Origin of the sequence: Salinicola tamaricis (assembly GCF_003006155.1) — a bacterium.
In the GTDB taxonomy this organism is placed as follows: Bacteria; Pseudomonadota; Gammaproteobacteria; order Pseudomonadales; family Halomonadaceae; genus Salinicola; species Salinicola tamaricis.
On sequence record NZ_CP023559.1, the window covers coordinates 2,265,370 to 2,288,218 of the forward strand.

Genomic DNA, 22,849 nt, shown 5'->3' on the forward strand with positions numbered 1-22,849 from the left:
GACTTTAGGCGAAGCCGACGCCGCCATGATCCCTGGATGCGCACGGCTCCTGTCATCGCCATTCCCCTGTCGCTATTCGAGCGCAGTGTGATCACGACTGGCGATCCCAACGCTGCCGAGGAGTTTCCATGCAATTCACCGATCGTCTGCTACTCGAGAACCGCGCCTGGGCTGCCGGCATGCGCGCCGCCGATCCGGAACTATTCTCCCGTTTGCATCAGGGCCAGGCGCCGGGTGCGCTATGGATCGGTTGCTGCGACAGCCGAGTCCCCGCCGAGCAGATCTGCAACGCCAATCCCGGTGAGCTGTTCATTCATCGCAATATCGCCAACCTGGTCGATGAAGACGACGCCAACGTGATGAGCGTGCTCGAGTATGCGCTCAAGGCCCTCGAGGTCGAGCACGTCATTGTCTGTGGTCATCGGGGGTGCGGCGGCATCCAGGCTGCGATCAGCGGCGACGAGGCGCTCGCGGCGCTGCCCCGGGTCGACTCCCATGTCGCCCAGCTCAGGCAACTGGTGGCGGCTCACGCCAGCGAGCTGAGCCACTTCACGCAGCTCGGCGACAAGGTAGACCACGTGGTCGAGCTCAATGTCATCGCCCAGGTCGAACGCCTGGCCGGGCTATCGCTGGTACGCGAGAGCTGGGCGGCACGGCGTGCCCCGACCCTGCACGGCTGGGTCTACGACCTCGCCAGCGGTCAGCTCGACGACGTGGTGAGCCGCGCCCCGACGGATGCCGACGCTCTTCCCGAGACCCGCGGCTGGCGTCGCGCGGCGAGCTGAAGCGGGCGCCCCGCGACACCGACGGATTTTTCAGGTCAAGGACAAGACAATGACGACTCAGACTTCTAGCGACGCTCACGTGGAGCGTGCCGAGACACTTTCCCTGCGCCACCTGGCCCGCGATCTGCCCGCCGGCATCGTGGTCTTCCTGGTGGCGATTCCGCTCTGTTTGGGGATTGCGCTGGCCTCCGGCGCGCCGCCCTGGCCGGGCTGGTGGCGGGCATGGTCGGCGGGCTGGTGGTGACGCTGTTCAGCGGCTCGGCGCTGTCGGTCAGTGGGCCCGCCGCCGGGCTCACGGTGATCGTGCTCGACGCGATCGAGACACTGGGCAGCTTCTCCGCTTTCCTCACTGCGGTGATCCTGGCCGGCGTACTGCAACTGGCGATGGGGATCTTCCGACTCGGGCGGATCGGCGCCTTCGTGCCGACCGCGGTGATCAAGGGCATGCTGGCGGGGATCGGCCTGATCCTGGTGCTCGGACAGTTCCCCATGGCGCTGGGTCATCCGCTGGACGACATGCCGGCGATCACCGATCCGGTGGCGCTGTTCAGCGGCGTCGCGCCGCTGGCGGTGGGGATCGCGCTGTTCAGTCTCGCCGTGCTGGTGCTGTGGGAGCAGCCGCTGATCAAGCACCGGCGGCTACTGAGCCTGGTGCCCGGGCCGCTACTGGCGGTGCTCGGCAGTATCCTGATCGAGCGGCTGGTGGGCACGGCGATGCCGGCGCTGGCGCTGGATACGGCGCACCACGTGCAGCTCGGCGGGCTCAGCGGTCCGGCTGACCTGCTCGCCGAGATGACCCGCCCGACCCTGGGTGCGCTGGCCAACCCGGCGGTCTACACCGTAGCCATCACCATCGCCATCATTGCCAGTCTGGAGACGCTGCTCAGCCTGGAAGCGGTCGACAAGCTCGATCCGCTCAAGCGTCACTCGCCGCCGCATCGCGAGCTTAAGGCCCAGGGCATCGGCAACATGGTCTGCGGGCTGCTCGGCGCGCTGCCGGTCACCGCGGTGATCGTGCGCAGCTCGGCCAACGCCAATGCCGGCGGGCGCACGCGGATGGCGAGCATCATCCACGGCGGGCTGCTGCTAGTGAGCGTGGCGTTCCTGGCCATGTGGCTGGAGCTGATTCCGCTGGCGACCCTGGCCGCGATCCTGCTGCACACCGGCTACAAGCTGGCCAAGCCGTCGCTGTTCATTGCCCATTACCGCGAGGGCATGCGCCGCTTCGTGCCGTTCACTGTGACGGTGGTGACGATCCTCGCCACCGATCTGCTGATGGGCGTGCTGGTGGGGCTGGTGTGTAGCCTCTACTTCCTGCTGCAGTCCGGCTACCGCTCGGCGATCGCCCACACCCGCCGTGGCGATCACGTGCTGCTCAAGTTCCAGCAGGATGTGTCGTTTCTCAATCGCGAGGAGATGCGCCAGTATCTGGACGCGGTACCCGATGGCGGCGAGCTGATCGTCGATGCCACCGGGGCCAACTATGTCGACCCGGATATCCGTGAGGATATCGCGCGCTTCATCGACAGCGCGCCGAGCCGGGGCATCGTGGTCGAGCTGCGCGACGTCGAGGGCACCAGCGGCACCTATGGCGATGTCGACGGCGACGCCGCGCTGCTGCGTCCGGCCTGAGTCGCGGCAGTCGCCACTCGACGCATCCTCACCTTTACCTCCACCTCCACCGCCGCCGGCCCGTCAGCCGGCGGCGGTCGCGTTATGAAGGGTCGCCGCCGTTGAGCACGGCGTTTCAGTCGGCGATACGATCGAAATGGGTATCGACGTCATCGGCGCCCAGTTGCATGACCTCGCTCGGCGCGCCCTCGGCGTCGAGCCGCACATAGCCGATACCGGCGCGGTTCCACAGCCGCTCGCCGTGGCTGGCGTGGGCCGGGCGATAGGGTTCGATCAGCATGCGCCGGCGCTTGGTCAGCCAGTTGAGCGGTGACCAAGGGGCGTAGAGCCAGCGGTTGAGACGGTCGAACCAGTCGAGCAGGGTGGTGGGGAAGGTGTTCTTGAGGCCGCTGCTGGTCACCTGCCACATCCGGGGGCTGTGGCGTCGCTGACGCAGGGTGATGGCGTAGACGAAGGAGTAGTGGACGTCGCCGGAGAGAATCACGTAGCGCTGCGGTGTGCGGCTGTGGCGCAGGATGTTGAGCATGGTATGGGCAGAGCCCGGGTGTGCCATCCAGTTCTCGGCATCCACCATCAGCGGCTTGCCCAGCGCGGTGAACAGCCGCTGTACCCCTTCGATCAGCTTGACGCCGAAGATCGGCGCCGGCGAGACGATGATCACTTCTGACTGTTCGAGCAGATCCTGCTGAAACTCGCTCAGCGCCTCCCAGTCCATCAGCCCCGAGGGGCGGTGGCGCTTGCGCTCGCTGCGCCAGCGCCGAGTGCGGGTATCCAGCACCACCAGGCGCGGGTGGGTATCCAGGGTGTAGCCCCAGCCGGTGAAGCGCAGAAGCTGCGTGATCAGCTCGCTATGGCGGGTGCAGTCGAGGCGGCCGTCGGCGTCACGCCGGGCGAGCCACTCGCGGGTCGCCGCCAGCGGCGCGGCCAGGCCGTCGGGGTCGTTGCCCCAGCCCTGGCACAGCAGATAGGCGAGCAGCGCGTTGCCGACGATCCGCCGCGAGAAGGGGTGGCCGTAGACCGCCGCTTCCCAGGCCGCGGTCAGGTTCCAGTCGTCGGTGATGTCGTGATCGTCGAAGATCATCAGTGTCGGCAAGTGCGCCAGCAGGCGCGCGACCTGCGGCAGCGCGGCGACGAAGTCATCGATGTGGTGCTGCTCTCGGCGGTAACGCTCGCCCTCGGCGGCGTCGAGGGTGGGCATCTCGAGCGTGATCAGCTGCCAGGGTGTCGGCGACCACACCAGTAGATACATCGCCATCACCTCGGCGAAGGTGATCAGGTGGTTCTCGGCGCTGGCGCTGGTGAAGATCGGCTTGCGCTTGCCGCCGAAGAACTTGTCGCGCAGCGCGGCGTTCGACGCTGCCGCGGGGAGCAGCTCATCGCGATGGTAGTAGGTGTCGTCACGGGCGTAGAGCGCTTCCCCGGTGGCGATCTCGGTGCCTTCGAGGCACTCGTCGTACAGCCCCAGCCGGGCGATCAGCGCATGAATGGCGGCGAGCATGGGGCCGGCGACGTCGTCGGCGTAGATCTGGTCACCGCTCAAGATCAGCGCCGCCGGGCGGGCAGCGGCGTCCTGGTGGCGCTCGCTCAGCCAGCGGTCGCCGCGGGCCAAGCCATCCGCGCCGGGGTGGTGGGGCTTGCGACACGAACCGTGGAGCAGGGCGTCGTGGCGCGCGCGCAGCACCAGAGTGGGCAGCGGCTCGCCGGGGTAGGCGAGCGCCTGGCCCCAGTCGCGCAGCGAGCACCAGCCGTCGTGACGATCGCGGTAGGCCAGGTCGTAGGCGATGTGCGTCTCCTGCGGCAGCGGCGTCGCCAGCGCCAGATCGATCAGATGGCAGTAGGCGTGGTCGCCGATGGCCAGGCAGGTGGTGGCATTGGCCAGGTCGTGCGTGTGCGACTCGCCGTTGACGCTCAGCGTCAGCCGCAGTGCGAGCGGGCGCGTGGCCACCAGCCACAGCACCAGGCGCTGCGGGTCGCAGCGGCGCAGCAGCGGGCCGACCAGGATATCGGGCAGGGGCTCTTGCATGAACGCTTCCAGCTCGGAGGAGGAGGGCGTGCGCGTCGACGCCGCGGCCCCAGCATAGCCCGGGCGGGCGGCCGCGGTCACCGCCGGCGCTTGAGCGTGCGCTCGATCACATCGAGTCCGGGGCGGTAGTCGCCACGCACCGCCTGCAGCGCGCGTGCCAGCGCCTGGGCGGCGACGCGGTCGTGGTCCTGGGGCAGCGAGTTGACCCGGCACGGCAGAAAGTCGAGCAGGCGGTCGTCACCGAAGGTCGCCAAACGCAGGCCGGTGGGCAGCGCGCCGCGTTCGAGCAGGGCGTCGAGCAGACCGTCCAGCAGGGTATAGGAGGCGGTGACGATGGCATCGGGCAGACGCGATTCGCGCAGCAACTGGCGCATGGCCGCGGCGCCGCTGGCGCGATCGTAGCGCGCCGCGCTGATACAACGGTACTCGCCGACGAAGCTGCGGCAGGCCGCGAGGAAGCCCTGACGGCGCTCGCTGCTGATCGACAGCTGGGGCACGGCGTCGAACCACACGATCTCGTTCACGTCGGGGTCGAGCACCGAGCGGGTCAAGCTTTCGCCGGCGCTGCGGCCGTTGGTCACTATGCTGATGAAGTGTTGCGGGTCGAGCGGGCGGTCGACGGCGATCACCGGTAGCCCTTTGGTGAGCAGCTCGGCGTAGAAGTCGTCGTCCGGGGCCAGGCTGCTGGCGACGATCAGCGCATCGCAGCGCTGGGCGCGCAGCGAGCGCGCCAGCGTGCGCTCGCGTTCGGGATCGTCGTCAGAGCCGACGATCAAGAGCTGATAGCCCTGGCTGCGGGCGCCATGTTCCAGGCGCTTGGCCAGGCGCGCGTAGCTGCCGTTCTCCAGATCGGGGACGATCAGCCCCAGGGTGCGGCTGTCGCCGCCGCGCAGCGCCGCGGCCTGGGCGTCGATGCGGTAGTCGTGGTCGCGGGCGACCGTCATCACCCGCTCCACCGTGGCCTCGCTGATGCGCCGTGCGCGCGCCTGTCCGTTGAGGACATAGCTGGCGGTGGTGCGGGACACACCCGCCAGGCGGGCGATATCGGCGAGTTTCATCGAGCGGTCTCCGGAGCGTGCGAACGCCTGGCACCATAACCCGTCGCGCCGGGGCGGCCCAGCCCCGGGCGTACGGTCGATGCCACGGGCGACGTCGTCCTGCGAAGGTCTAGCTTGTCAAATGCCCGCGTAACGACGAGCATAACGCCATTAGGTGACACGATTCAGCTCATTCTTATCGACACTGCGGCCGGACTCGGTATCGCGGCGTCGACTCCGCGCTTGCCGGCAGCGGCCGTCGCGTCCAGAGCGACAGCGGTGACGCCGCCGACCGCGGCTGGGTAGAGTGGGCTCTGAGCGTCGCCAACACCGCTTCCGGGAGAGACCGACATGCTTACCCTCACGCCGCAAGACGCGGCTCTCGACTGCCGCGCCGACGGCTGGCAGGACGCCCTCGACCAGGCCGCGGCATCGCTTCACCACGCCGGGCTGGTGGAGCCCGCCTACCGCGATGCGCTGCACGCCCGCGAGTCCCAGGGCTCGACCTATCTGGGCAGCGGCATCGCGATTCCCCACGGCACCCCGGAAAGCCGCAGCCAGATCCACCATACCGGGGTGCGCCTGCTGCAGTTCCCGCAAGGGGTCGAGTGGCACGACGGCAATCGCGTCTATCTGCTGGTGACCATCGCCGCCTCCAGCGACGAGCACCTCGACGTGCTGCGCCAGCTCACCCACGTGCTCGACGCCGAGGGTGTCGCCGAACGCCTGGCCGCCGCCGACAGCGCCGAGGAGATGATCGCGCTGCTGTCGCGCCCGCGGCCCAGGGCGCGCCTGGATGCCGATACGCTGTGTCTCAACTTTCCCGCGCGTGACCGCTTCGAGCTGGCGCTGGCGGCGGCGGCGCGGCTACGCCAGGCGGAGTGTGTCGACGCCAGCTTCGTCGCCGCGATCAATACCCAGGAGCCGGTCTCGCTGGGGCAGGGGCTGTGGCTGGTCAGCGCCGACCGCGGCGTGCAGCAGCCGGCGCTGTCGTTGGCGACGCCGGAGCGCGCCTTCAGCGGCCCGCGCGGGCCGGTCAACGGGGTCTTCTGCGTGGCGGCTCTCGACGACGCCCATCGCGACCTGCTGGCGCGCCTCGCCGACCTGCTCGACAGCGGTCAGGGCGAGGCGCTGGTGGATGCCGACGCCGATGGCGTGCTGATGCGCCTCTCCGGCGAGTCGAGCAGCGCCCAGACTGCCCGAGTCACTCTGCTCAACGCCCATGGGCTGCACGCGCGGCCGGCCAAGGTGCTGGTGCAGACGGCGCGCGAGCAGACGCTGGCGGTGCGCGTGCGCCTGCTCGAGGGCAGCGCCGAGTCGGTCTCGGCGGCGAGCCTGACCAAGGTGATCGGGCTAGGCGCGCGGCGCGGCCAGACGCTGATCTTCTCCGCCGAAGGCGAGGGCGCCGAGGCGGCGCTGGCAGCGATGGTCGCGGCGGTAGAGAGCGGGTTGGGCGAGGCGGTACGGCCGCTCTCCGAAGCGGCTGCGGCGGGCGCCAACCGCGCTGCCCGGCGTGAGGCCGAGGCGCCGCTCGAACCGCTCGAGGACGATGGCGTGCTGCCGGCCACCGCCGCCTCGCCGGGCCTGGCGATCGCCCCGGCCTATGTGATGCGTGCGCCGGACTTCGATTACCCCGAGCGCGCCCGCGATCTGGCCGCCGACAAGCAGGGCCCGGCCGAGCGTCAGCGTGAGCGTCTGCAGGCGGCGCTCGACGAGGCGCGGCGCCAGCTGCAGGCGCTGATCGGCACCGCCAAGGGCGGTGACGTGGCCGAGATCCTCTCCATGCACGCCGAGATGCTCGACGACCCGGAGCTGCACGAGGCGGCCTTCGAGGGCATGCGCGACGGCCTCAGCGCCGAGGCGGCCTGGTGGCAGGCGATCGATACTGCGGCCCGGGCCCAGGAGGTTCTCGCTGATCGGCTGCTGGCCGAACGCGCCGCCGACCTGCGTGATGTCGGTCGCCGGGTGCTCGGCGTGCTGTGCGGGGTGGAGCTGCCGACGCCGCCGCAGCGCCCCTACATCCTGGTCACCGACGATATCGGTCCCTCCGACGTGGCACGGCTGGATACCGCTCAAGTGCGTGGCCTGCTCACCGCACGTGGCGGTGCCACCTCGCACAGCGCGATCCTGGCGCGGGCGCTGGGTATCCCCGCGGTAGTCGGCGCCGGCGAGCGGGCGTTGACTCTGAACAACGATGACGACCTGATCCTCGACGGTGATCTCGGTCGTGTCATCGTGCGCCCCTCAGCCGAACGCCGCGACCGTGCCGAGCTGCGCCTCAAGGAGCTCGAAAAGCTGCGCCGCGAGGCCCACGGGGTGCGCTTCGAAGAGGGGCGCACCGCCGACGGCAAGCGGATCGAGGTCGCCGCCAACCTGGGCAATACCGCCCACGCCGCCGACGCGGTGGAGCAGGGCGCCGAGGGCGTGGGGTTGCTGCGCACCGAGTTCATCTTCATGGCGCATCCGGAAGCCCCCGATCTGGAGACCCAGATCGGCGAGTACCGGCGCGCCTTCGACGCCCTCGACGGGCGCCCGCTGGTAGCGCGGACGCTCGACGTGGGCGGCGACAAGCCGCTGCCCTACTGGCCGGTGCCGGCCGAGGACAACCCGTTCCTCGGCCTGCGCGGGCTGCGCCTGGCGCTGACCCGGCCCGAGGTGCTCGAGACCCAACTGCGGGCGCTATTGACTGCCGCCGGCGAGCGGCCGCTGCGGATCATGTTCCCGATGGTCAAGGACGTCGACGAGTACCGCCAGGCACGCGTCATCGTCGACCGCCTGCAGGCGGAGATCGGTGCCAGCGATGTCCAGGTCGGGGTAATGATCGAGATCCCCTCGGCGGCACTGCTGGCGCCGAGCCTGGCCGCGGAGGTCGACTTCTTCTCCATCGGCACCAACGACCTGACCCAGTACACCCTGGCGATCGATCGCGGCCACGCCACTCTCTCGGCCCAGGCCGATGGCCTGCACCCGGCGGTGCTGCGGTTGATCCAGATGACGGTCGATGCCGCCCATGCCGAAGGCAAGTGGGTCGGGGTGTGCGGCGAGCTGGGCTCGGATGCCGCCGCAGTGCCAGTACTGGTGGGGCTGGGGGTCGACGAGCTGTCGGTCTCGGTGCGCCAGGTGCCGATGGTCAAGGCGCGCCTGCGTGGCATCACCCAGGAGAGTGCCGAACGCCATGCGCGCACCGCGCTGGCCCAGGCCACCAGCCAGGCCGTACGCGATGCCCTGGAGGCGCTGTGATGGCAGACGAGCGCGAGATTCTGGTGGTAACCCTCAATCCGGCGCTGGATCTGTCGATCGGGCTGCCGACGCTGGCCCTGGGCGCGGTCAACCGTACCCAGTCGAGCCAGCTGGCCGCCGCTGGCAAGGGGCTCAACGTGGCTCGCGTGCTGGCGGCGCTGGGCCATCGGGTGACGCTCTCTGGGCTCTTGGGGGCGACAACGACGCTCCCTTCGTGGCCGCCTGCGCCCAGGCGGGGATCGAAGATACTAGCCTGCGGTTGCCGGGTGAGACGCGAATCAACGCCAAGATCGCCGAAGACGACGGCCGCGTGACCGATATCAATGGCCCCGGGCTGAACGTGTCGGGCGAGGCGCTTTCGGCGCTGCGCCAACGCCTCGAAACGCACTGCCGCGAGCGGACGCCGGGGGCGGTGGTGCTCACCGGTAGTCTGCCGCCAGGGGTCTCTGAGGATGACTTCGCCACACTGGTAGCCGCACTCAAGGCTACCGGCGTGGCGGTGTGGGTGGACACCAGGGCCGGCGCTGGCGGCGGCGCTGGCGGTGCCGCCCAGCGCGGTGAAACCCAACGAGCATGAGCTGGCAGCCTGGGCCGGCGCGCCGCTCGAGACCCGCGAGGCGCAGCGCCAGGCGGCGCGGCGGCTGCATCGGGCAGGCGTCGAGGAGGCGCTACTGTCGCTCGGTGGCGAGGGCCTGATCTGGGTCAGCCGACGCGGCGAGTGGCTGGCCGAGCCGCCCCGGGTGAGCGTGGTCAACACCGTGGGCGCCGGCGACACCCTGGTCGCCGGCATGCTCCACGGCATCCTCGCCGACCAGCCACCGGCGCAGGTGCTGCGTTTCGCCACCGCGCTGGCGGCGGATGCGGTAAGGCACGTCGGCGTGGGCCGGCCCGGAGCCGCAGACTTTTCCGAACTACTTCAACAAACGCGCGTGCAGCGGCTCGACGAGACGACGCACGCGGGGGAGAGCGCATGAACGTGATTCTGATTACCGCCTGCCCCAGCGGCATGGCGACGACCTTCCTCGGCGCGCGCCGGCTCGAACAGGCCGCCAAGCGGTTGGGCTGGCAGGTGTCGGTGGAGATGCACGGCGAGCTGGAGGCGGTGACCCCGGTCTCCGCCGAGGCCATCGCGGCGGCCGAGCTGGTGGTGGTCGCGGCCGAAAGCGTGCCCGAACCGCAGCGCTTCGACGGCAAGCGGTTGTTCCGCGCGCCGATCCACCAGGCGCTGCCCGATCCGGATGCCTTTCTCGAGCGCGCCGCGCGCGAGGCGGCGACCTTCGAGGCGGCGACCGCGGCCTCTGGCGCCACGACCGTGGCATCGCCCAAGGCCGCCGCTAGTGCCGGTCAGCGGCGCATCGTCGCGGTGACCGCTTGTCCCACCGGGGTGGCGCACACCTTCATGGCGGCGGAGGCCCTGGCCCAGGCGGGCAAGGCAATGGGGCACGCGATCCACGTCGAGACCCAGGGTTCTGTGGGGGCGCAGAACGCGCTGACCGCCGATGACATCGACGCCGCCGACGTGGTGGTGCTGGCCTGCGATATCGAGGTCGACGACACCCGCTTCGCCGGCAAGCCGATCTACCGCACCTCCACCGGTGCCGCACTCAAGCAGCCCAAGCAGACTCTGGAAACGGCGCTGGCCGAGGCCCAGGTCGAGTCGAGCGGCGCGCCCAAGAGCGGCAGCGCGGGGGCTGGCGGCGGCGCGCGCAAGAGCGCCAAGGAGCGCGGTCTCTACAAGCACCTGCTGACCGGGGTGTCGTTCATGCTGCCGATGGTGGTGGCGGGCGGTCTGTGTATCGCGCTCTCGTTCGTATTCGGGATCAAGGCCTTCGAGCAGGAGGGCACTCTGGCCGCGGCGCTGATGCAGATCGGCGGTGGCACCGCATTCAAGCTGATGGTGCCGGTACTGGCCGGCTATATCGCCTACTCGATCGCCGACCGCCCCGGCATCGCACCGGGCATGATCGGCGGCATGCTGGCCTCGACCCTGGGCGCCGGTTTCATCGGCGGGATTCTCGCCGGCTTCCTGGCCGGCTACTCGGCCTCGGCGGTGACCCGCTACGTCAAGCTGCCGGCGAGCGTCGAGTCGCTCAAGCCGATTCTGATCATCCCGCTGCTGGCCAGCCTGTTCACCGGCCTGGTGATGATCTACGTGGTGGGTACCCCGGTGGCGGCGATCCTCGCCGGGCTGACCCAGTTCCTCAACAACATGGGCTCCACCAATGCGGTGCTGCTGGGCATGCTGCTGGGCGCGATGATGTGCTTCGACATGGGCGGCCCGGTCAACAAGGCGGCCTACACTTTCGGCGTCGGCCTGCTCTCCACCGAGACCTACATGCCGATGGCGGCGATCATGGCCGCCGGCATGGTGCCGCCGATCGCCATGGGCATCGCTACCTGCTGGCACGGGGCAAGTTCTCGCAGCCGGAGCGCGAAGCGGGCAAGGCCTCCTTCGTGCTGGGGCTGTGCTTCATCACCGAGGGGGCGATCCCGTTCGCCGCCAAGGACCCGCTGCGGGTGATTCCGCTGGCGATGATCGGGGGCGCGGTCACCGGGGCGCTATCGATGTGGTTCGGGATCAAGCTGATGGCGCCCACGGCGGCCTGTTCGTGCTGCTGCTGATCCCAACGCGGTCAACATGGCGCTGCTCTATCTGGTCGCCATCGCTGCCGGGTCGCTGGTCACCGGGTCGGCTATGCGCTGCTCAAGCGCGGCGAGAGCGAGCTGCCGGCGGTCGCCGACGAGGGCACTGGTGCCCTCGGCAGCGGCCAGCGCGCCGGCTGAGGCCCAGCGCGGTTCGCGCGATCGACGCCGGCGCCCTGCGCCGGCGTCTTGCGTTGGGGGCGGGATATCCAGAAGGAAGACTCGCGATGGCGTTCGCCGCCGCCGGTGGCGGAACTAGAGTGGGCGACAGCCTTCAGAGGAGGTCGCGATGCAGATTCACTACCGCCAGGGTTGGCCTCACGGTCGCCGAGGGCGATATCACCCGTTTCGACGGCGATGCCATCGTCAATGCGGCCAACTGCAGCCTGCTGGGGGGCGGTGGCGTCGATGGCGCGATCCATCGTGCGGCGGGGCCGCAGCTGCTCGAGGCGTGCCGCGCCCTGCGTCAGCACGACTGGCCGGATGGCCTGCCGGTGGGTCAGGTGGCGCTGACCCCCGGCTTTCGGCTACCGGCGCGCTACGTCATCCATACCGGGGCCGGTGTATGCCGAGTCCGACGACCCGCGCGGGCAGCTCGCGCCTGCTACCGCAACGCCCTGGCGCTGGTGATGAACGGGGCTTCACGCGGCTGGCCTTTCCCGCCATCTCCACCGGGGTCTACGGCTACCCGAGCGCCGAGGCGGCGAGGGTGGTCGCTGACGTGATACGCGAGCGTCTACCCCAACTGCCGGCGCTCGAGGTCACCTTGATGTTCTTCTCCGCAGCGGACGCCCAGACCTTTGTGCAGGCGGCGCAGCGCTAGATCAGGCACCCACTGTGTGGGAGCAGGACAGGTCGGCGTTTGATATGACTGCCATCTTCGACACCACGCGTGAAGATCAGGCAGAGTCACGCAGGACGAGTTGGCCAGCGAAAAGGGTCGCTTTGGGCGTGGACGCATCCGTACCCGCGGGCTCGCCGAGCTGTGTTAGTAGCGCGGACATGGCTCGCTGCGCGATGCCTTGGACATCCTGCGAAACGGTAGTCAAAGGCGGGCCCGAGTAGCGGGCAAATGGATGGTCATCGTGACCGGCGATGCGCAGTTGCGCGTGTGCGGTACGGCCGACGGGCAGGTTTGCCTGCCAGGCAGCAAGCAGTGCGCCGAGAGCGATACGATCATTGGCACATAAAATGGTCCGCGTAGGTAGACCGGCCTTTAGCGCATGGCAGGTCTGTTCATGACCGTAGCGCTCAAAGTCCCAATCGAGGCATTTGGGTAACGCGAGCACTCGTGGGCTTTCGTGGACTTGCGCCATCGCCTCCTCATAGGCAGCGAGGCGAGCTTGAGCATTGCGATTGATGGGGGGCATCGGCAGAAAGCAAGGAGGTTCTCCCGAGCGACACAAGTACTCGACCATCAGGCCGATACTTTGTGCATTGTCGGTTCCGACAAAGGGCGTATTGGCGTCTGGCGCGCAATCGACATAAACGATAGAGCTACGGCGCTCCAAATTGGCCAGCCGCGCGCTGGGCCCCTGGGTTCCCAGAGGAACCACGATCGCGCCCGCAATACTCATCGACTCCAGCCGCGCGATGGCCTCGGTCTCACGCTCTGCGTTTCCATTGGAGGAGAGCATGAACAGCACGTACCCCGCTCGGGATGCGTGCATTTCCAGCTGTCGCACCAGCTCCATATAGAAGGGATCGGTGGCACTGGGCACGATGATGCCCAGCACGCGGGTGCGGGTTCTCTTCAGGTTGGTCGCGAACAAGTTGGGCGTGAAGCCCGATGCTTCAATGGCCGTCTCTATCCGCTGACGCGTAGCGGGGCGCACACTGTCCGGCGCATTGAAGTACTTCGATACGGTAGGGCGCGATAAACCGACGAAGGCTGAAAACTCCTCCATGGTACGAATATCACCGGCGCCATCGCTGCTCATTGCTGCCTGGCCGTCCTGTTGCGTCTTCCCGTCGTCCACGTTGCGTCATCCCTGGCAGGCATCGATATAGTCTTGCATGACGTGACCGATGGCGGCGAGAAGTAGTTCCCTGCCACGTGGCGCTACCGACTGGTTGCGAACTTTTACCAGTAGTCCGCCGAGATATTGAGCGATCAGCGGTTCGGGGATATCGACGCCGTCAAGCTGTTGTAAAAGTGCATCCACGGCAGCACTGGCAGCCGCTTCCGGCCAGTAATAACGAATGCGGTCACTGTAGGAAAAGTGGCGCAATAGCGCCTGCTCGTGCTCGGAGCCTGCATAGTACTTCTGCCAGTTGTCTGGCGAGGAGCGCATCACGGCTTCCATGGTGTCGCGCAGGCTTCGTCGCGATGAATCGGGATAGAGTTCGGCGGCGATCATATCGAGACCGTACAGCGCCTCGCGCAGGGCGAAGGTCAGGCCAGGCCCGACCTTCAGGATGGCGAAGCCGTCATCGACCAGCGCGCCTAGCGCCGAAGGCGGCTGGTAGTCGTAGTGGAGTGGGCTTCAAAGACCAGCCCTGGCAGATCATCGAGGGTCTGGCTAAGTGCTCGGGCCTCACGGGAATCGTAGACGACCACATTGTGGTTGCCGAATTCGACACCGGGCTGAACCACGGCCGCGATGACGCGTTTGAAGGCATCTTCCAGGCCCGCTTCCAGGAAAGCCCGGCGATGCACGTCGACGGTTTCACGTACGGCGGCGGGGTGCGTGACCTCTAGCCCCTCGATAGCCTCCAGGGCGCCACCCGGCACGGGCACTTCGGTACCGATGACGTAGACCGGAGGCTGGCTTGAGCCGATGCACGCCTCTTCGGCGGCCTTGGCCAGGCGCGCTGCGCGTGCGGCGGTCTCCGCATCGTCCAGGGCGATCGGTTCACCAGCGCAGCCCATGGAGCAGTCGAGGTGCAACTTGGTGAAGCCCGCGGCGGCGTAGGCGCGAATCATCGTCTCGGCCTTGTCCATCGCGATTTCGGCATCGAACGCCTTCCAGGGATTGGGCCCAAGATGGTCGCCGCCGAGAATGATTCTTTCGCGGGGAAAGCTCGCCCGCTCAGCGATGCCCTCCACCATGGCACGGAAGTCACTGGGCGTCATGCCAGTATAGCCCCCGTCCTGGTTCACCTGGTTGCAAGTCGCCTCGATCAGTAGCGGCAGGCTAGTGGGTAGCGTGGCCTGCATGGCTGCTTCCAGCACCAGTGGGTGCGCTGAACATACCGATGGAATACCGGAGGGGCCTGCCTGCTTGCGCCAGTCGGCGAGATCTCGAATCGAGGGGGCGGTCATGCGTTGATCTCCTGTGCAGCGAGTAGCCTGTCGAGCTGATGTTTGGTGGCCGCGCCTTCCATCGGGCCAAGGTGGGTCACCGAGTGGGCGCCGGCCGCATTGGCGTAGCGCAGGGCGATATCCGGTGCGGCACCATTGAGCCAAAGAGCCACGAAGGCCCCGCCGAAGCAGTCGCCCGCGCCGGTTGGATCGAGTTCTTCCACCGATAGTGGCGCTACATCCGTGCGCCCGTCACGGCAGTAGTGGCTGGCGCCCTGGCTGCCTCGCTTGACGACGATGTCACTGATGCCGCGGCCAAGCAGATCGTCAACGGCGTCCTGTTCCGTGGTGGCGTCGGAGAACAGAAAGATTTCGTCGCCGGAGGGCAGAAACAGATCGGTCTGGGTCAGCATGTAGGCGAGCTCTTCTCGCAGGCCAGGGGTGTCGAGCATTTCGGCCCTCAGGTTGGGATCGAAGCTCAGACTGCCGCCTCGCGACTTGATGCGCTGCACGGCCGATCTCGCCAGCGCCGCCATGTCGGGGATGGTCAGCGCGGTCCCCATGATATGCAGGTGATCGCAGCTTTCGATCAGGATGTCGCTGTGCGCCGTGGCGGGGAGTCGGGCGGCAGCACTTTGCGCCAAGGTGAAGACGAAGCGCCGGCTGCCATCGGGGCGGTAGCGCACGAAGGCGCAGCCGGTGACCTCGCCGGGTGCGATCTCGATGCCATTGACGTCGACGCCGTCGTCGCGCAGACGATCAATGGTCAGATGGCCGAAGTCATCATTGCCGACGCGGCCAAGTATGGCGCAGGCCTGACCCATGCGGCCCACCTGATCGATGAAGATGGCCGGCGCACCGGACGGGTAGGGCCCCGTCAAAGGCTGCGTTTCGCCAAAGCCCTCGCCCTGAGTCATCGCCACGAATTCCACCAGAACCTCACCGATGGTCAGTATCTTCTTGGTCATGGTTACCCCTTCTGACGCTTGGCGCGGACGTCGAGCCACACGGCCACCAGAATCACCAGTCCCTTGACGATGAGCTGATAGAAGTAGGGCACCGAGAGCATGTTCATGCCGTTATTGAGTGCGCCGATGATCAGGGCGCCGATCAACGTGCCGACCATGGTACCGACCCCGCCCGCTAGGCTGGTGCCTCCCAGCACGGCCGCGGCGATGGCATCCAGCTCGTAGCTCATGCCGGCATTGGTCTGCGCGGAATACAAACGCGATGACATCATGATGCCGGCTACCGCTGCCATCAGGCCGGAGATCGTGAAGATGGAGATCTTCAGCCGGTCGACTTTGATGCCTGAATAGATGGCCGCTTCGCGGTTGCCGCCGGTGAGATAAGTACGCCGGCCGAAGGTGGTGTGCGCCAGCAGCAGATGATTGAGGATGAACAACCCCACCACGATCCAGATGATGATCGGCACGCCTGCCACGCTACCGGTGCCAATGGCCGTCCAGGTGGGATCGGTCAACATCGCCGGGGCGCCATTGGTCGGGAGACTGACCATGCCGCGATAGATGCTCATGGTGGCGACCGTCACGATAAAGGCGGGCAGCATCAGCTTGGCGGTCAGCAGGCCATTGATCAGCCCCATCAAGGCGCCGGCGAGCAAGGTAATGGCCACCGCGGGGACGAAACCCCAGCCGAGTCCGATGATCTGGGCGCCGACCATGCCAGCGACCGCCAGCATGGAGCCGACCGATAGATCGATATCGCCCAGCAGGATGACCCAGGTCATGCCAAAAGCCAGTACGGCGATGACGGCGACCTGCTGCAGGATATTCATGAAGTTGGCGAGCGATAGGAAGCGCTCGTTGGTCAGCGAGAAGAAGACGCACAGCGCGATCAGCGAGAGGAAGATACCGCCGTACTGTCGTAGCGTGGACTTCAGGCGTTGCTGATTGGCGGGTGAAAACGTGGGCATATTCATGCGTGCTGTCCTGTCGCGTGGGCCATGACTCGTTCAGGGGTGGATTCGGCAACAGGCAAGATGGCAGCGAGCTGGCCTTCGGCCATGATCGCAATACGGTCGGCCATGCCGAGTATTTCGGGAAGTTCCGAGGACACCATGATGATCGCCGTGCCTTCGGCAGCGAGTTGACGAATGAGTCGATAGATTTCGAACTTTGCGCCCACATCGACGCCGCGGGTTGGCTCGTCGAGCATCAAAACCCGTGGTCGAGTGGCCAGCCACTTGGCCAGAACCACCTTCTGCTGGTTGCCACCGGAGAGCGTGCCGACCGGCGTTTCGATGGAGTGAGTGCGCACCCCCAGGCGTTTTGCTTCATCGCTGGCCTGGCGTCTTTCCTTGGCACTTTGCAGGAGCCCACCGGCGGATATCGTTGATAACGAGGCCATGGTGATATTGGCGCGTACGGTCTGGTTCAGCACCAGCCCTTGCTCCTTGCGATTCTCGGTGACGAATCCAAGTCCCTTTTTGATCGCATCGGTGGCATCGGACAGCTTTACGATCTCACCGGCCAGGCGAATCTGTCCGGCCGCGCTACGCATGCCGAATAGGGCGTTCATGATTTCGGAACGACCGGAGCCGATCAGTCCGAAAAAACCGAGAATCTCGCCGGCACCGACGTCGAAAGAGATATCGCTGAACTCGCCGGGACGCGTGAGCCCCTCTACCGAGAATAGGGGCGTCGTGGCGCTTTCCTGCTGCTCGGCCAGGCGGGGCGGAAACATGCTTTCCATGGAACGGCCGACCATCAGCGAGATCAGTTCGGCGACCGTCGTCTCGTCTCTCTTCAGCGTCGTAACGTACTCACCGTCACGGATGACGGTGATGTCGTCGGAGAGGCGCATGACTTCTTCCATGCGATGGGAGATGTAGATGACTGCCTTGCCACGCTCGGTAAGCCGGCCAATGATGCGAAACAGAATCTCCGCCTCGGAGTCGCTCAGCGATGAGGTGGGTTCGTCGAGGATCACCACATCCGCGTCATGACTCAGTCCCTTGGCGATCTCGACCAACTGGCGCTGGGCCATGGACAAGTCGCCGACCTTTGCGTGAACGTTAATGGGCAGGCCGAGGTCATCCACCAGGGCTTTGGCCTTGGCTATCAGCTTGGCATCGGAAATCCAGCCCAGTCGCGAGGGTTCCCGAGTCGCCAGGATGTTTTCGGCGACGCTCAGATTGTTACACAGGCTCAGTTCTTGAAAGACGATGGCGAGCCCGCGGCGTGCGGCTTCCTGAGGCGTGGCAGGCGAATAGGGTTCGCCCCTTAGCCACATCTCACCGGCGCTCAATGGATGAACGCCAGCGAGAATTTTCATCAGGGTGGATTTTCCCGCCCCATTTTCTCCAAGTAGCGTGTGTACACGTCCCCGCTCGACCTGCAGGTCCATGCACTTCAAGGCGGTCACAGGCCCAAAATGCTTGGCAACTTGGCGCAGACGAAGGACCGGAAATTGCTGGGTACTTGACATGACTAACTCTTGGAGTCGACGAGGCCACCGAGATGGCCATCACTAGGGTTTGTACGAAAAGTCGGCGAGCGAAGGCAAGACAAGGAAAAAATTGGCGAAAAAGCGGAGTTTACGGGGTGTAAATGAGCATTTTGAGCCGATTTTTAACGCGGTATTGCCGAGCGCAGACAGTTTTCGTACAGAGCCTAGGTAAGAATGGGCGTTACTTGGCGGTATAGACTCCGGGCACGATAGGCTGCTCAGCTGGCACCGTTTCCCCTTTCATGATCTTGACGGCGGTCTGCACAGCCTGACGGCCGATTTCATCCGGATACTGCTGGATCACGCCGACCATCACCGGATTGCTGTCCACCGCCTCGCGCGCTTCCTGCATGCCGTCGAAACCGATGACCTTGACCTGGTCTTGCAGATTGGCTGCCTGCACGGCGACGCTGGCCGCGAGTGCGGCATCGTCACCGAAGCCGAAGATGCCGTCGATGTCGGGATTGGCCTGCAACATGTTCTGGGAGACGGCGAGGGCCTCCGCGCGGGTAATGCCGGTCTGCTGGGAAACGATCTCGATATCCGGATACGCCTCGAGGCCGTCCTTGAAGCCTTCGATGCGAGACACGACGGATTGCACGGTGGGATAGTCGATGATGGCCACCTGACCTTTGCCATCCAGTACCTTGCCCATCAACTCGGCGGCTCGCTGTCCACCGGTGAAGTTGTCGGTACCGATATGGGATGTGACTTCCACGCCCTTGGCGGGCACATCTACCGTGATGACCTTAATGCCCGCCTGGTGGGCCTTCATGATCGCCGGGAGCACCCCTTGGCTATCCACCGGTGAAATGATCAGCACATCGATGCCCCTGACGATGAAGTCTTCGACGTCGGCAAGCTGTTTGCTCAGATCCTGGTTAGCGATCGAGATATCGAGAGACACGTCACTGGAGGCGGCTTCCTGCTGCATGGCTTCAGCAAGCTGAATATAGAAAGGGTGTTGCTGCGTCAGCAACGAGGCACCGATACCCTCAGCCCAGCTGACCGAGGCGCCCAGCGTCAGCGCGGCGGTGAGAACAGTGGCAAGCGTATTGCGAAGAAGGCTCATGGCGTGGCTCCCGTGGAGTGTGGTCGATGCGCATAGGGATAGCTGTGGATGCAATAATCGATAGTCTCGTGAAAAGTAATTTATATACACGTGTAAAATTTCGCTACACGACTTTGGTCTTGCGGCTTTCCGACGTGTAAGCGCGGCGATAAGTCTCGAGCGAGAAATTCCTGTGTCGAAGACGGTGTGTGGTCAACAGCATCGCCCCGGTCGGACCGGCGATGGGCATGGTGCAGCACGAAGAGAGAAGACGCTTTGATTCACCGTGTCGAAGGTGAGCTACCGATGGACCCAGTGGCTCGGTAATTCGCGCGCAAGCTCGCTCCCTCGAGAGTGTGGGTCGAGGGTCGAGACGGTCTGGGTCAACGTGGGTGTCTTGGCCTCACTCCTCCGGCTGGTACTTGTAGCCGACGCCGTAGACCGAGCGGATGATGTCGCGCTCCGGCCAGATGTCGGCGATCTTGCGCCGCAGTTTCTTGACGTGACTGTCGACGGTACGCTCGGAGACGATGCGGTGGTCGCGGTACATGTGATCCATCAACTGATCGCGGGAGAAGATTCGCCCGGGGCTCTGCATCATCACCTTGAGCAGCTGGAATTCGACCGCGGTCAGGCCCAGGTCCTGGCCACCGGCCAGGGCGCGCCAGCCATCTTCGTCGAGCAGCAGGCGCTCCTCCTCGGCCAGCTCCATCTCGGCGCCTGCCGCGCCGTGGGTGCGGCGCAGCACCGCCTTGACCCGGGCGACCACCTCGCGCGGGCTGAACGGCTTGCAGATATAGTCGTCCGCGCCCAGCTCCAGCCCCAGCAGGCGGTCGACCTCCTCGACCCGGGCGGTGAGCATGATCACCGGCAGCGCCGGGTAGCGCTCGCGGATCTGCCGGCACAGGGTGAGGCCGTCGGTGCCGGGCAGCATCAGATCGAGCAGGACCAGCATCGGCGTCTGCTCGGCGAGCCACTCCATCACCGCGTCGCCGTGGTCGATATGATCCGAGGCGTAGCCGCTCTTGGAGAGGTAGTCGGCGATCAGCCGCGCGATCTTGGGTTCGTCCTCGACGATCAGAATGGTGTCGTTCATCAAGCCGGCTCCTTGTCGAATGGCGTCGTTGCCATCTCCAGCGGAAAGGATAGGGTCCAGCGCAGCCCGCCCAAGGGCGAGCGCGAGGGTACCAGGGTGCCGCCCTGGGCCTCGATCAGGGCGCTGGCGATCGACAGTCCCAGGCCGCTGCCGCCGCTGCGGCGGTTGCGCGATCCCTCCACCCGGTAGAGACGCTCGGTGAGCCGCGGCAGGTCGCTCTTGGCAACGCCAGGAGCGGTGTCCTCCCAGATCACTTCGGCGTGGCGGGCCCGGCACGTCAGGCTGACCCGCAGCGAGCCGGGGCTGTCGGTGTAGGCGATGGTGTTGGAGAGCAGGTTGTCCCACAGCTGGCGCAGGCGCTGACTGTCGGCGCGCACCAGCGCGGGCTCGGTTTCCAGAGTCAGCGTCAGGCCGCGACTCTCCAGGCGCAGGCGGCTGTCCTCGAGACGCTGAACCAGTGAATCCTCGAGGTCCAGCGGGATCAGATGCATGTCGAGCGCGCCGGCATCGCTCTGGGCCAGCAGACGCAGGTCCTCGACCAGGTGGCCGAGCTGATCCACTTCCTGCTGCAGCGAGCCCAGGTTGTCCACGCTCAGCTCGCGCACGCCATCCTGCATCGCTTCGATCTCGCCGCGCAGCACCGCCAGCGGGGTGCGCAGCTCATGCGCGATATCGGCCACCCAGCGCTGGCGCGCACGGCGGTTGGCCTCCAGCGTTTCGGCCAGCTGGTTGAAGTCGGCGGAGAGGCTGGAGAGCTCGTCGCGGCCGCGCTCGGAGAGGCGCACGCTGTAGTCGCCCAGGGTCAGCCGGCGGGTGGCTAGGGTCATGTGGCGGGCGCGGCGCCCCAGCCACCAGGCCAGCCCGCTGGCGAGCAGCAGCGAGGCCAGGAACAGCGAGCCGACGATGATCATCAGGTTGCGCTGCTGGCGGTCGAGAAAGATCTGGTCCATGCGCGCCATCAGCCGCTCCGGCGGCAGGTAGCCGAGCTGGCCGACGGTCTTGTCGCCGCTGCGGATGGGTACGAAGTGCGGCTCTGGCGGCGGTGGCAGGTTGGGGTCGCGCTGTGGCGGCGGGTCGAGCAGCGGCTCGCCGATCACCGGGTTGCTCAACTCGTCGAGCAGCACATAGCCGCGGGCATCGCTCAGCTCGCGGTCGATGCCGCTGGGCGGGCGGCGCTCACTCGACCATAGCTGGCTGCGCACCAGGCTCTGCCAGGCGCGTGGGTTGTCGCGCAGCCAGCGCCAGCTGCCGCGACTCGCCCACTGTTCGCCGAGGGCGTTGGCCAGGGTTTCGGCGCGGGAGGCCTGGCTGCGCTCGAGGTAGCTGACGAAGCCTTGGTCGAGGCTGCGCGAGACGAAGACGAAGACGAGGCCGCTGATCAGCACGTTGGTCAACAGGATGATGACGAACAGTTTGAGGCTGAGTCGCGACAGACGTGGCCAGTCGCGCGGGCTTTTGAGGGTTAGCGCCATGGGGTCGGTTTTTTTCACGAACCGGGGAGACCTCGTCAGTATGCCGCCGCACGATGCAGCGACGATCCAGCCAATGGGTAAAGATCGTGGAGATCGCCGTCGCTGGCGGCGGTCAGGACGTCAGGATGATTGTGACGTGTCCGGCGCTGGCGTGCATCTGGGCGGACGCCAGCGTCGGTCGTGTCAGTCGGGCGCCGATATCTCGCGACCATGCCAGGTGAAGGCGACCGCCCAGTGCGGCTGCGCACAGGCATCGAAGCGCGCCCACAGCTCGGCGAAGGTGAGGCCCAGGGTGGGATGGCGCTGCTCGGGCAGCAGCTCTGCCAGCGGGTGCAGCACGAAGGCGTAGCGCGCGATGTCCGCCCGCGGCAGGGTGGTGTCGCCGTAGCGCCCGCAGGCCTCGCCCCACAGCAGCAGGTCGATGTCCAGGGTGCGCGCGATCTGCTTGGTGGGCCCGGCGGGGCGGCCGTGGTCCTGCTCGATTGCCTTGCAGCGGGCGTTGAGCGCATCGGGCGCGAGCGGGGTGTCGAACGCCACCACCAGATTGTAGAAGTCGCGCGGGTCGTTGAAGCCCACCGGCGGGCTCTCGAACACCCGCGAGACGCGCAGTGTCGCCGGATCGGCGAGTGCTGCCAGGGCGTCCAGGGCGCCGACCAGATGGCGCTCACGCTCGATGCTGCTGCCGAGTCCGAGTACCGCCAGCGGCATCAGCCGGCCTCGCGCTCGATGCGTACGCCCACGGCGCGGGCGCTGGCGACGGCGCCGAGCTTGCGCACGGTCAGGCGCAGGCGGCGCACGCCGAACTCGGCGATCACCAGTTGGGCCACGCGCTCGGCGAAGGTCTCGACCAGACCATGGGCGTTGTCGGCGGCATAGGCGGTGAGGCGCGCGCAGATAGCCGCGTAGTCCAGGGTGTGGGTGAGGTCGTCGTCGCGCGCCGCGGCGCGGATGTCGGTGGTGAGTTCGAGGTCGAGCTCCAGTAACTGCTGCACGTGGCGCTCCCACTCGTAGACGCCGATGACGGTTTCGACGCGCAGCCCTTCGATCAGTACTTCATCCATCCTGATTGATTCCACCCTGGTTCGGTCCACATCCGGTTGATTCGGTCCACGCGCCGCCTGAGAGGGCTCACCGGCGGCTCTACGCCGATCCGGG

At 66.7% G+C, this 22,849-nt stretch carries 18 protein-coding genes and 3 pseudogenes; 8 read left to right on the plus strand and 13 right to left on the minus strand.

Annotated features, from left to right (window positions below; all coding sequences use genetic code 11):
- Window positions 1-128: 128 nt before the first annotated feature.
- Window positions 129-785, plus strand: a complete 657-nt coding sequence (locus CN538_RS10440; protein ID WP_106419380.1) for a carbonic anhydrase — start codon at window positions 129-131, stop codon at window positions 783-785.
- 49 nt (window positions 786-834) lie between these two features.
- Window positions 835-2,417: pseudogene (locus tag CN538_RS10445) on the plus strand (SulP family inorganic anion transporter).
- A gap of 115 nt (window positions 2,418-2,532) precedes the next feature.
- On the opposite strand, the gene CN538_RS10450 reads toward CN538_RS10445, so the two are convergent.
- Window positions 2,533-4,440, minus strand: coding sequence for an alkaline phosphatase D family protein (locus tag CN538_RS10450; RefSeq protein WP_106420621.1), 1,908 nt, complete (start codon window positions 4,438-4,440; stop codon window positions 2,533-2,535).
- A 77-nt stretch (window positions 4,441-4,517) separates the two neighbouring features.
- The gene (cra, locus tag CN538_RS10455; protein ID WP_106419381.1) at window positions 4,518-5,498 is read right to left on the minus strand and encodes a catabolite repressor/activator; all 981 of its coding nucleotides are present in this window, start codon (window positions 5,496-5,498) and stop codon (window positions 4,518-4,520) included.
- A 330-nt stretch (window positions 5,499-5,828) separates the two neighbouring features.
- Here cra and ptsP point away from each other — a divergent pair, with 330 nt between their 5' ends.
- The 6 genes and pseudogenes from ptsP to CN538_RS10475 form a co-directional block, all read left to right on the plus strand.
- A complete protein-coding gene (ptsP, locus tag CN538_RS10460; RefSeq protein ID WP_106419382.1) occupies window positions 5,829-8,717 on the plus strand; it encodes a phosphoenolpyruvate--protein phosphotransferase in 2,889 nt (962 codons plus the stop codon).
- On the plus strand, window positions 8,717-9,031 hold the full coding sequence (locus CN538_RS25195) for a PfkB family carbohydrate kinase (protein WP_340638092.1): 315 nt from the start codon (window positions 8,717-8,719) through the stop codon (window positions 9,029-9,031). The genes ptsP and CN538_RS25195 overlap by 1 nt, the downstream gene beginning before the upstream one ends.
- Window positions 9,028-9,294 carry a 1-phosphofructokinase family hexose kinase gene (locus tag CN538_RS25200; RefSeq protein ID WP_340638093.1) on the plus strand — a complete coding sequence of 89 codons (267 nt, stop codon included), beginning with the start codon at window positions 9,028-9,030 and terminating at the stop codon, window positions 9,292-9,294. Before CN538_RS25195 ends, CN538_RS25200 begins: the two co-directional genes overlap by 4 nt.
- Entirely contained in the window at window positions 9,275-9,691 is a 417-nt protein-coding gene (locus CN538_RS25205) for a PfkB family carbohydrate kinase (protein ID WP_340638094.1), read from the plus strand. Before CN538_RS25200 ends, CN538_RS25205 begins: the two co-directional genes overlap by 20 nt.
- A pseudogene (locus tag CN538_RS10470) lies at window positions 9,688-11,501 on the plus strand (PTS fructose-like transporter subunit IIB). The gene CN538_RS25205 and the pseudogene CN538_RS10470 overlap by 4 nt, the downstream one beginning before the upstream one ends.
- An 86-nt stretch (window positions 11,502-11,587) precedes the next feature.
- Window positions 11,588-12,012 (plus strand): annotated as a pseudogene (locus tag CN538_RS10475) (macro domain-containing protein); the annotation flags it as partial.
- Window positions 12,013-12,259: 247 nt separating this feature from the next.
- Here CN538_RS10475 and CN538_RS10480 read toward each other — a convergent pair.
- The 11 genes from CN538_RS10480 to folB form a co-directional block, all read right to left on the minus strand.
- Window positions 12,260-13,339 (minus strand): LacI family DNA-binding transcriptional regulator, encoded by a 1,080-nt coding sequence (locus tag CN538_RS10480; protein WP_106419383.1) that lies wholly within the window; start codon window positions 13,337-13,339, stop codon window positions 12,260-12,262.
- 6 nt (window positions 13,340-13,345) lie between these two features.
- A complete protein-coding gene (locus CN538_RS24390) occupies window positions 13,346-13,801 on the minus strand; it encodes a class II D-tagatose-bisphosphate aldolase non-catalytic subunit (RefSeq protein WP_207233749.1) in 456 nt (151 codons plus the stop codon).
- Between the two features lie 5 nt (window positions 13,802-13,806).
- The gene (locus tag CN538_RS24395) at window positions 13,807-14,625 is read right to left on the minus strand and encodes a class II D-tagatose-bisphosphate aldolase non-catalytic subunit (RefSeq protein WP_207233463.1); all 819 of its coding nucleotides are present in this window, start codon (window positions 14,623-14,625) and stop codon (window positions 13,807-13,809) included.
- Entirely contained in the window at window positions 14,622-15,572 is a 951-nt protein-coding gene (locus CN538_RS10490; RefSeq protein ID WP_106419384.1) for a tagatose kinase, read from the minus strand. Before CN538_RS10490 ends, CN538_RS24395 begins: the two co-directional genes overlap by 4 nt.
- Before the next feature lie 2 nt (window positions 15,573-15,574).
- On the minus strand, window positions 15,575-16,546 hold the full coding sequence (locus CN538_RS10495) for an ABC transporter permease (RefSeq protein WP_164999574.1): 972 nt from the start codon (window positions 16,544-16,546) through the stop codon (window positions 15,575-15,577).
- On the minus strand, window positions 16,543-18,054 hold the full coding sequence (locus tag CN538_RS10500; protein WP_106419385.1) for a sugar ABC transporter ATP-binding protein: 1,512 nt from the start codon (window positions 18,052-18,054) through the stop codon (window positions 16,543-16,545). The genes CN538_RS10495 and CN538_RS10500 overlap by 4 nt, the downstream gene beginning before the upstream one ends.
- 202 nt (window positions 18,055-18,256) lie before the next feature.
- Complete coding sequence (locus tag CN538_RS10505; protein ID WP_106419386.1) at window positions 18,257-19,147, minus strand: substrate-binding domain-containing protein; 891 nt, start codon at window positions 19,145-19,147, stop codon at window positions 18,257-18,259.
- A 382-nt stretch (window positions 19,148-19,529) separates the two neighbouring features.
- Window positions 19,530-20,222: a response regulator gene (locus CN538_RS10510; protein ID WP_106419387.1), complete on the minus strand. Its 693-nt coding sequence runs from the start codon at window positions 20,220-20,222 to the stop codon at window positions 19,530-19,532.
- Window positions 20,222-21,694: an ATP-binding protein gene (locus CN538_RS10515; RefSeq protein ID WP_106419388.1), complete on the minus strand. Its 1,473-nt coding sequence runs from the start codon at window positions 21,692-21,694 to the stop codon at window positions 20,222-20,224. Before CN538_RS10515 ends, CN538_RS10510 begins: the two co-directional genes overlap by 1 nt.
- Before the next feature lie 183 nt (window positions 21,695-21,877).
- Complete coding sequence (gene folK, locus CN538_RS10520) at window positions 21,878-22,402, minus strand: 2-amino-4-hydroxy-6-hydroxymethyldihydropteridine diphosphokinase (RefSeq protein WP_106419389.1); 525 nt, start codon at window positions 22,400-22,402, stop codon at window positions 21,878-21,880.
- Entirely contained in the window at window positions 22,402-22,755 is a 354-nt protein-coding gene (gene folB / locus CN538_RS10525) for a dihydroneopterin aldolase (RefSeq protein WP_106419390.1), read from the minus strand. The genes folK and folB overlap by 1 nt, the downstream gene beginning before the upstream one ends.
- Window positions 22,756-22,849: the final 94 nt, after the last annotated feature.

Bases quoted from the DNA above. Each gene is read 5' to 3' on its own strand.
- CN538_RS10505 (WP_106419386.1), bottom strand. From the start codon at position 19,147: ATGAGCCTTCTTCGCAATACGCTTGCCACTGTTCTCACCGCCGCGCTG.
- folK (WP_106419389.1), bottom strand. From the start codon at position 22,402: ATGCCGCTGGCGGTACTCGGACTCGGCAGCAGCATCGAGCGTGAGCGC.
- CN538_RS10440 (WP_106419380.1), top strand. From the start codon at position 129: ATGCAATTCACCGATCGTCTGCTACTCGAGAACCGCGCCTGGGCTGCC.
- CN538_RS25195 (WP_340638092.1), top strand. From the start codon at position 8,717: ATGGCAGACGAGCGCGAGATTCTGGTGGTAACCCTCAATCCGGCGCTG.
- CN538_RS10510 (WP_106419387.1), bottom strand. From the start codon at position 20,222: ATGAACGACACCATTCTGATCGTCGAGGACGAACCCAAGATCGCGCGG.
- ptsP (WP_106419382.1), top strand. From the start codon at position 5,829: ATGCTTACCCTCACGCCGCAAGACGCGGCTCTCGACTGCCGCGCCGAC.
- cra (WP_106419381.1), bottom strand. From the start codon at position 5,498: ATGAAACTCGCCGATATCGCCCGCCTGGCGGGTGTGTCCCGCACCACC.
- folB (WP_106419390.1), bottom strand. From the start codon at position 22,755: ATGGATGAAGTACTGATCGAAGGGCTGCGCGTCGAAACCGTCATCGGC.
- CN538_RS10495 (WP_164999574.1), bottom strand. From the start codon at position 16,546: ATGAATATGCCCACGTTTTCACCCGCCAATCAGCAACGCCTGAAGTCC.
- CN538_RS10500 (WP_106419385.1), bottom strand. From the start codon at position 18,054: ATGTCAAGTACCCAGCAATTTCCGGTCCTTCGTCTGCGCCAAGTTGCC.
- CN538_RS10515 (WP_106419388.1), bottom strand. From the start codon at position 21,694: ATGGCGCTAACCCTCAAAAGCCCGCGCGACTGGCCACGTCTGTCGCGA.
- CN538_RS10450 (WP_106420621.1), bottom strand. From the start codon at position 4,440: ATGCAAGAGCCCCTGCCCGATATCCTGGTCGGCCCGCTGCTGCGCCGC.
- CN538_RS24395 (WP_207233463.1), bottom strand. From the start codon at position 14,625: ATGACCGCCCCCTCGATTCGAGATCTCGCCGACTGGCGCAAGCAGGCA.
- CN538_RS10490 (WP_106419384.1), bottom strand. From the start codon at position 15,572: ATGACCAAGAAGATACTGACCATCGGTGAGGTTCTGGTGGAATTCGTG.